This window comes from Arthrobacter sp. Hb9-2, from assembly GCF_059091165.1.
Map to the genome: position 1 here is coordinate 24,906 of NZ_JBNHGJ010000044.1, position 8,399 is coordinate 33,304.

Below are 8,399 nucleotides of genomic sequence, written 5' to 3' on the forward strand. Positions count from 1 at the left end.
GGCAAAATGACGAGCCAGACAACAGTGAAAACCCTGCTCATCCTCGGCGCTTCCGGCGACCTCACCGGGCGGCTGCTCCTGCCCGGCCTGGCGCGGCTTGTTGCCACGGGCCGCGCGGCAGGCCTCCGCCTGGTGGGCGCAGGCTCCGATCCCTGGACCCCGGAACAATGGCGGGACAGGGTCCGTACGTCCTTCGCTGCGTCCGCGAAATCGGCTTCCCCGGACGGCCTGCGGGCACTGGAGGACCTGGAAAAGGAGACCGTCTACCACCGGCTGGATGTCACGGCCGGGGGTGCGCTTGCGTCGCTGCTCACCACCCTTGAGGGGCCCGCCGCCGTCTACTTTGCCCTGCCGCCCCGGATCAGCCAGCTCGCCTGTGAAGCCCTCCGGCCGGACCAGGTACCGCCCGGAACGAGGCTGGTGATGGAAAAGCCCTTCGGTTCCAGCGAGGAATCCGCCCGCTCGCTCAACCAGACCCTGGTGCGCCTGGTGCCGGAGGACCACATCCACAGAGTCGACCACTTCCTGGGCAAGGCCACGGTGCTGAATATCCTGGGCCTGCGCTTCGCCAACAACTTCCTGGAGCCCGTGTGGAACCGCGAGCACGTGGAGAAGGTGGAGATCATCTTCGACGAGGACCTCGCGCTCGAGGGCCGGGCCCGCTACTACGATGGTGCCGGTGCGCTCCGGGACATGATCCAAAGCCACCTGCTCCAGATCATGGCCCTGATGGCCATGGAGCCGCCGTCAAGCATCAGCGAACGGGACCTGCGCGACGCCGTTTCCACAGTCCTGCGGGCAAGCAGCGTCCCCGCTCCCTATGCAGCTTCCACCCGCAGGGCGCGGTACACGTCCGGGACGCTGGCCGGGAAGGACGTGCCCGACTACGCGAAGGAGGACGGCGTGGACGCGTCGCGGGGAACTGAAACCCTGGCGCAGATCCAGGTGGGGATTGATAACTGGCGCTGGAAGGGTGTCCCGTTCATCCTGCGCTCCGGGAAAGCCATGGGCGTGAAGCGCAAAGAGGCCGTGGTGACGTTCAGGCCGGTCCCCCACCTTCCGAAGGGATTCACGGGGGTGGACTCGCCGAACCAGCTCAGGATCGGCTTCGGGCCCGACACCCTCGAATTCGACGTCGATGTGAACGGACCCGGCGAGATCCTCAGCCTGAGCCGGGTCACCCTTGAAGCTGAACTGAGCGCATCCGAACTCCTGCCCTACGGTGAAGTGCTGGAGGGCGTGCTCACCGGCGATCCGCTGCTCTCCGTCCGGGGCGATACGGCAGAAGACTGCTGGCGGATTGTGGAGCCGGTCCTGAAGGCCTGGCAACAGGACACGGTCCCGCTGGAGGATTACGACGCCGGATCGTCGGGGCCGGCGGAACTGTCCACCAGCGTGCGGGCTGAGTAAACCGCGAGCGTTTCAGCGGACGCGGGCAACGCGCAGGAAATATAGAACGGGGCAACAGAAGAGGGGCAGGAAACCTTCCGGTTTCCTGCCCCTCTTCTGGACTGTTTCCGGGTTGCCGACCGCCTAGATGGCGGCGACTCCCCGTTCCCCGGTCCTGACCCGAACTGCCTCGAAGACGTCCATGGTCCAGACTTTGCCGTCCCCGGCCCGGCCGGTGTTCGAGCTGGCGATGATGACGTCCAGGATGTCGTCGGCCTGCTCGTCGGTTGCCAGGACTTCAACCCGGATCTTCGGCAGGAGGTCCACGTTGTACTCGGCTCCGCGGTACACCTCCGTGTAGCCGCGCTGCCGGCCGTAGCCGCTTGCCGCGCTGACCGTCAGGCCCTGTACGCCGTAGGCTTCCAGTCCTTCCCGGATGGCTTCGAGCTTTTCCGGCCTGACGATTGCGGTGATCAGTTTCATGCCCCCACGCTTTCCTTGCCTGTTGCTGATTCGGTCTTCCGGGCATCCGCCGTGGCCCCGGAGGCCTCCGGCTGGGTCTTGCCCGTAATCATGTCGTGCAGCGGCTGGAAGCTTCCGCCGTGTCCGCCAACACCGAACTCGTAGGCGGTTTCGGCGTGCAGGCTGAGGTCCACACCCACCGTTTCCTGTTCCTGCGATACCCGGAAGCCCATGGTCTTGTGAATGGCCAGAGCGATGATGGCCGTGAGGATCGCCGAGTAGGCGATGGCGATGCCGGCAGCTGCGAGCTGGGCCCACATCTGGGTCATGCCGCCGCCGTAGAAGAGGCCGCCGCCCACGCCGTCGGCGGGAAGTGCGATGAAGCCCAGGGCCACGGTGCCGATGATGCCGGAGACGAGGTGGACGCCAACGACGTCGAGTGAGTCATCGAAGCCCCAGCGGAACTTCAGTCCAACAGCGAGGGCTGAGGCCACACCGGCCACAACGCCGAGGCCCAGGGCACCGACGGGGCTGACGTTGGCGCAGGCGGGAGTGATGGCGACCAGGCCGGCAACCACGCCGGATGCTGCACCGAGGGAGGTGGGGTGGCCGTCGCGGATGCGTTCGGTGACAAGCCAGCCGAGCATGGCGGCAGCAGGAGCGGCGAGCGTGTTGACCCAGATGAGGCCGCCCTGTTCAGCAGTGGTGGCGGCGCCGCCGTTGAAGCCGAACCAGCCGAACCACAGGATGGCTGCGCCAAGCATCACGAACGGGATGTTGTGCGGGCGGTGGTTGGGGTCCTTGCCGAAGCCCTTGCGGTTGCCGATGATGAGGACGAGTACCAGTGCGGCCACGCCTGCGTTGATGTGGACCACCGTGCCGCCGGCGAAGTCGATGGCCGGGCCGAGCGCCTGGCCCACAGCACCTTCGGGGCCGAACAGGCCGCCGCCCCAGACCATGTAGGCCAGGGGGCAGTAAACCAGTGTGACCCAGACAGGGACAAAGACGCTCCAGGCGCCGAACTTTGCCCGGTCCGCGATGGCGCCGCTGATCAGCGCGACGGTGATGATGGCGAAGGTGGCGGCGTAGCCCACCTTGATCAGCCCGTCCGGAGTGTCGATGCCCTCGAGGCCGAAGGTGGCGAACGGGTTGCCCACGATCTGCAGGAACCCATCACCGGAGCTCATGGAGGCGCCCCAGAGGACCCAGACAACACCCACCATGCCGATGGAGATGAAGCTCATCATCATCATGTTCAATGCGGCCTTGGCACGCGTCATGCCGCCGTAGAAAAATGCCAGACCCGGCGTCATCAGCAGCACGAGGGCTGCCGACACCATGATCCATACGTGACCTGCGGTAAGTTCCATGGTGCACGTCCTCTCTGGTCGAATATTGCGGAGTCCTCCGCCTGCCAACGCCTTTTGCGTCCTGTAACGAGTTTGTCCGCGCCGTGTTTCGCCCACGGAGGATTTAGATTGCCGGCCTGTTACAACAACCTCTAGGAAGTAAATGGTGCATATCGTGCTTGTTACGGTTGTGTTTCACCGTTTCCGCCGGCACCCGGCCCTCCAAACTGCAAGGATTTGTGCACCATGACGGCAGCACCCCGCGGAAGCGGCGCCACTTCAAGGATCCTGGCCCGCCTGCGGCCGCAACGGGACCGGCTTCCCCGGGATATTAAGGTGATGCTGGTGGCAGCGTTCCTGATTGCGTTGGGATTCGGCCTTGTTGCGCCCGTATTGCCGCAATTTGCGACTACCTTTGGGGTCGGAAACACCGAGGCGTCCGTGATTGTTGCCATCTTCGCTTTTATGCGGCTCGTGTTTGCCCCGGCGGGCGGCAGCCTGATCGGGCGGTTGGGTGAACGGCCCGTCTATGTGGCGGGGCTGCTGATTGTGGCCGTCTCCACGGCGGCCTGCGCGTTCGCCCAGGATTACTGGCAATTGCTGCTCTTCCGCGGTCTCGGGGGCGCGGGTTCCGTGATGTTCACCGTGGCGTCCATGGCCCTGGTGATCCGGCTCGCGCCTCCGGAGAGCCGGGGCAGGGTGTCCGGCGCGTACGCGACGGCGTTCCTTATCGGCAATGTCTGCGGCCCGATTGTTGGCGGGCTGCTGGCCGGATTCGGCCTCCGGATACCGTTCCTGGCCTATGCCGCAGCCCTGATAGTCGCCGCCCTGGTGGTCCAGACACAGCTCAGCCACGAGCGCCGCGGTTCTGCGGAGGCACAACAGCGGTCACCGGAGATGAAGCTCGGCGAGGCCCTGGCGACAGGACCATACAGGGCTGCCCTGATGTCCAGCTTCGCCAACGGGTGGGCCACCTTTGGCGTCCGCATGGCCACCGTTCCCCTGTTTGCCGCTGCCGCCTTCGGCGCCGGGCCCGAGGCGGCAGGGCTGGCTTTGGCGGTGTTCGCTGCCGGCAATGCCGTGGCGCTGACCGTCTCCGGCCGCCTGGCGGACAGCATGGGGCGCAAGCCCATGATGATCGCGGGCCTGCTGGTGGCCGGCGCTGCGACGGCCGGGATCGGCTTCGCCGGCGAACTGGTGTGGTTCCTGGCAGCATCGGCGCTGGCCGGCGTCGGCTCCGGGCTGTTCGGACCCGCCCAGCAGGCCGCCGTCGCCGATGTGATCGGCAACGGGCGGTCCGGGGGCAAGGTCCTGGCGGTGTACCAGATGACGTCCGACGTCGGCGCGATCGCCGGGCCCGTGCTGGCCGGCGTGCTGGCGGACCGCCTGGGCTATGGGTGGGCTTTCGGCATCACAGGCGGCATCATGCTGGTTGCCGCCTGCAGCTGGATTACCACCCGCGAAACACTCCGGCCCGCCAAAAGCGCGGGCAGTGCGGACCGCCGCTAGTTCAGCAGCGCGTCCACAAACGCTTCAGCCTCGAACGGGGCGAGGTCGTCGGCACCTTCGCCCAGTCCAATGAGCTTGACCGGTACGCCAAGGGTCTTTTGGATGGCGACGACGATGCCGCCCTTGGCTGTGCCGTCCAACTTCGTCAGGACGATACCCGTGATGTTAACGACTTCGGAAAACACGCGCGCCTGGTTCAGGCCGTTCTGGCCGGTGGTTGCATCCAGCACCAGGAGGACCTCGTCCACCTCGGCAAGCTTCTCCACGACGCGCTTGACCTTCCCCAGTTCGTCCATGAGGCCCACCTTGTTCTGAAGGCGGCCGGCCGTGTCGATCATCACTACGTCGACTTCCTGGTCGATGCCGGCCTTCACTGCTTCGTAGGCTACGGACGCCGGATCGGCACCCTCGATGTCCGACTTCACGGTGGGAACGCCTACGCGCTGGCCCCACGTGGCCAGCTGCTCCGCGGCCGCAGCACGGAACGTGTCCGCGGCGCCGAGGAGGACGTCCTTGTCCTCGGCCACCAGCACGCGGGCAAGCTTGCCCACGGTGGTGGTCTTGCCCACGCCGTTCACGCCTACTACCATCATGACGGCCGGCTTGTCAGCGTGGCGCTGCACGTTCAGGGTGCGGTCCATGGTGGGGTCCACAATCTTGATGAGCTCCTCCCGGAGCAGCACCTTGACCTGCTCGGGGGTCCGGGTGCCCAACACCTTGACGCGCTCACGCAGGGCGTCCACAAGCTGCATGGTGGGTTCAGTGCCAAGGTCGGCCAGAAGAAGCGTTTCCTCGACTTCGTCCCAAACGTTCTCATCGATCTTGTCGCTGGACAGCAGTGCCAGCAGGCCCTTGCCCATGATGTTGTTGGAGCGTACCAGTCGCTCGCGAAGGCGCATAAGGCGGCCGGCCACAGGCAGCGGGGTCTCGACCTGGATGACTTCCAGGCCCGCTGCATCGTCCGGGACCGTGGTGGTGTCCAGCCCCTCCAGGTCCACGCCCTCGGGGGCCTTGCGGTCCGTCGCCGCGGCCGGACTGTCCTCGACGGCCGTGCTCCCGCTCCGTGGCAGGACGGGGTCGTTGGCGTCCCGGGTGCCGGGGTACTGGGTGATGTTCTTCCGCGTCTTGAGCAGGACCGGAATCAGCCCGCCAATAACCGCCAAGGCAGCAACAATGGACAAAATTATGGGGAGGATGTCATTCACTCCCCTAGCTTCTCATAACGCAGCGGGCGTTACGGGCGGCGCGGGGGCTGCTGCCCCCGGACCGCCACAGCCCGCCTACACCTCGGCGCCCAGGCGCTGGCTGATGACGGTGGAGACGCCGTCGCCCCTCATGGTTACGCCGTAAAGAGCATCGGCTACTTCCATGGTCCGCTTCTGGTGGGTGATCACGATGAGCTGGCTGGACTCCCGGAGTTCCTCGAAGATAGTGATGAGCCGGCCCAGGTTTGTGTCATCCAGGGCAGCTTCCACCTCGTCCATCACGTAGAACGGCGACGGCCGCGCCTTGAAGATCGCAACCAGCAGGGCCACTGCCGTCAAGGAGCGTTCACCGCCGGACAGGAGCGAAAGCCGCTTGATTTTCTTGCCGGCAGGGCGGGCCTCCACCTCGATGCCGGTGGTCAGCATGTCGCCCGGATCCGTGAGTACCAGCCGTCCCTCCCCGCCGGGAAACAACCGGGCGAAGACCCTGGTGAACTGTGCCTGGGTATCCTCGAAGGCTTCGGTGAACACCCGCTGGACCCGGTCATCCACTTCCTTGATGATGTCCAGCAGGTCCTTGCGGCTGGCCTTCAGGTCCTCCAGTTGCGTGCTGAGGAACTGGTGGCGCTCCTCAAGCGCGGCGAATTCCTCCAGCGCCAGGGGGTTGACCCTGCCCAGGCTGGCGAGGTCGCGTTCGGCTTTCCGGAGCCGCTTCTCCTGCTCCTCGCGGATGTAGGGCTTGCCCTCGATGATTTCGGCTCCGGCGGCATCCACCGGGGCGCGCAGGGCCGCCCACTTGTCGCCGCTTTCTCCGGCAGGGACCGGGACGGGCACCTCAGGCCCGTAGTCCGACACCAAGGCATCGGGGGTGATGCCGAGTTCATCGATGGAGCGGCTTTCCAGGGCTTCGATGCGGGCCCGTTGCTGGGTGCGGGCGAGTTCATCGCGGTGGACGTTGTCCGTGAGCTCGGCAAGTTCCCGCGCGAACAGGTCATTCGCTGTCCGGATCTGCCGCAGTTCCTTGTCCCGCTGTTCCCGGTTCTCTTCAGCGAGGTCGCGCTCGTGCCTTGCCAGGTCCACGGACACATCCATGTACCGCAGGGCCAGTTCAACAGCGGCAGCTACTGCGGCAGCCCGTTTCGCCTGGGCCCGGCGGCGGCGGGCACGTTCGGCTGCTTCCTCCCGGGCGCGGCGCTCGGCGGCGGCGGCACGTTCCAGCGAATCGACCCGGTTCCGGGTGGCGGTTAACTGCTCTTCCGCGCTGCGCAGTGACAGCCGGGCCTCCACCTCGGCAGCCCGGGCCGTGGAGGCAGCCTGGGCCAGGGCATCCCGGTGTTCGGTGGAGGGATCCTGTTCCAGGGGCGCCTCCTGGGCAGCGGCAAGCCGCGCCGTCACGGCGGCGAGCGCTTCCTGCCCGGCCACGACGTTCGCTTCGGCTTGAGCCAGGGACGCCGCCAGCCGGTCGCTTTCGCCCACTGCGCTGCGGAGTACGGAGTTGAGGTGGCCGAGGCGTTCCGCCACGGCCGCCAGCCTGGCATCTGATTCGTGCAGCCGGTCGAGGGCAGCGTCGGCACGTTCCTGCGCCTCAGCCTTCCGTGCCTCTGCCGCGGCCAGGGCAAACCTGTTCCGCTCCAGCCCTGCCGTGACGGACGAAAGCCGGCTTTCGGCGTCGTCCACGGCGGCCTGGACTTCGAGGAGGGACGGCGCCTTCGCCGAGCCGCCCGTGGCTGAAACCGCGGTGAAGACATCCCCGCCCCTGGTCACCGCCGTGATACCGGGACGCGCGGACACCAGCGCGGCAGCTGCCTGGACGTCGGCGACGACGGCGGTGCCGGCCAGCAGGTGCCTCACCGCCGGGGCTGCGGGTCCGGCGTCCTGCACAAGTCCCCCTGCCCAGCGTGCCCCTTCCGGCAGGGGCGCGGCTTCACCCGCCACCGCCAACTCGGCGGCACCCGCAGCGTGGAGCAGGAACGACGCCCGCCCGGCGTCGTCGTCCTTGAGCAGTTGGACCATACCGGCTGCCGCCTCGTGGTCCCGCACGAGGACCGCGTCCGAGGCTTCCCCCAGGGCAGCGGCTATCGCCGTTTCGTAACCCGGTTCCACCGCCAGTTCCCCCGCGAGGGTTCCCAGGACCCCTGCCAGTCCGGCGTCAAGGACGTGCCCTGCCCCGTCTTTCCTGTTGAGCCCCAGTTGAAGGGCGTCCCGGCGCGCCACCAACGCATCACGCTTGCGGATTCCCTCACTGACGGCTGCCTTGAAGCCGGAGATGTCCTGAAGCACTGCATCGAGCGCTTCGCTGGCGGCCTCATATTCGGCGTCAAGGGATTCCTCACCTTCTTCCACGCCTGCCACCTGGTTTTCCAGCGCGGTGAACTCGGACTGGGCGCGGGCACGCCGTTCCGCCCCGGCCGCCTGGGATTCCCGGAGCCTGCCTAGCTCGGCCTGCGCGGATTCCACCCGTGACCTCGCCGCTGCAACCTGGCCG

6 protein-coding genes are annotated in these 8,399 nt (G+C 66.9%); 2 read left to right on the forward strand and 4 right to left on the reverse strand.

Annotated elements, in window-relative coordinates; genetic code table 11:
- The first annotated feature begins 6 nt into the window (after nt 1-6).
- The gene (locus tag AC5RV1_RS19130) at nt 7-1,410 is read left to right on the forward strand and encodes a glucose-6-phosphate dehydrogenase (protein WP_493995641.1); all 1,404 of its coding nucleotides are present in this window, start codon (nt 7-9) and stop codon (nt 1,408-1,410) included.
- A 123-nt stretch (nt 1,411-1,533) separates the two neighbouring features.
- Here the strand turns inward: AC5RV1_RS19130 and AC5RV1_RS19135 are convergent, their stop codons facing one another.
- Complete coding sequence (locus AC5RV1_RS19135) at nt 1,534-1,872, reverse strand: P-II family nitrogen regulator (RefSeq protein WP_015937412.1); 339 nt, start codon at nt 1,870-1,872, stop codon at nt 1,534-1,536.
- On the reverse strand, nt 1,869-3,221 hold the full coding sequence (locus AC5RV1_RS19140; RefSeq protein WP_493946429.1) for an ammonium transporter: 1,353 nt from the start codon (nt 3,219-3,221) through the stop codon (nt 1,869-1,871). The genes AC5RV1_RS19135 and AC5RV1_RS19140 overlap by 4 nt, the downstream gene beginning before the upstream one ends.
- Before the next feature lie 225 nt (nt 3,222-3,446).
- On the opposite strand from AC5RV1_RS19140, the gene AC5RV1_RS19145 reads away from it, so the two are divergent.
- Nucleotides 3,447-4,709, forward strand: coding sequence for an MFS transporter (locus tag AC5RV1_RS19145; protein WP_493995642.1), 1,263 nt, complete (start codon nt 3,447-3,449; stop codon nt 4,707-4,709).
- On the opposite strand, the gene ftsY is transcribed toward AC5RV1_RS19145, so the two are convergent.
- Together ftsY and AC5RV1_RS19155 are read right to left on the reverse strand one after the other, a co-directional pair.
- Nucleotides 4,706-5,914, reverse strand: coding sequence for a signal recognition particle-docking protein FtsY (ftsY, locus tag AC5RV1_RS19150; protein ID WP_493995643.1), 1,209 nt, complete (start codon nt 5,912-5,914; stop codon nt 4,706-4,708). The two genes, AC5RV1_RS19145 and ftsY, sit on opposite strands and share 4 nt — an antisense overlap.
- Nucleotides 5,915-5,989: 75 nt before the next feature.
- The coding region (locus tag AC5RV1_RS19155) for an AAA family ATPase (RefSeq protein ID WP_493995644.1) at nt 5,990-8,399 on the reverse strand (2,410 nt) is incomplete at its 5' end.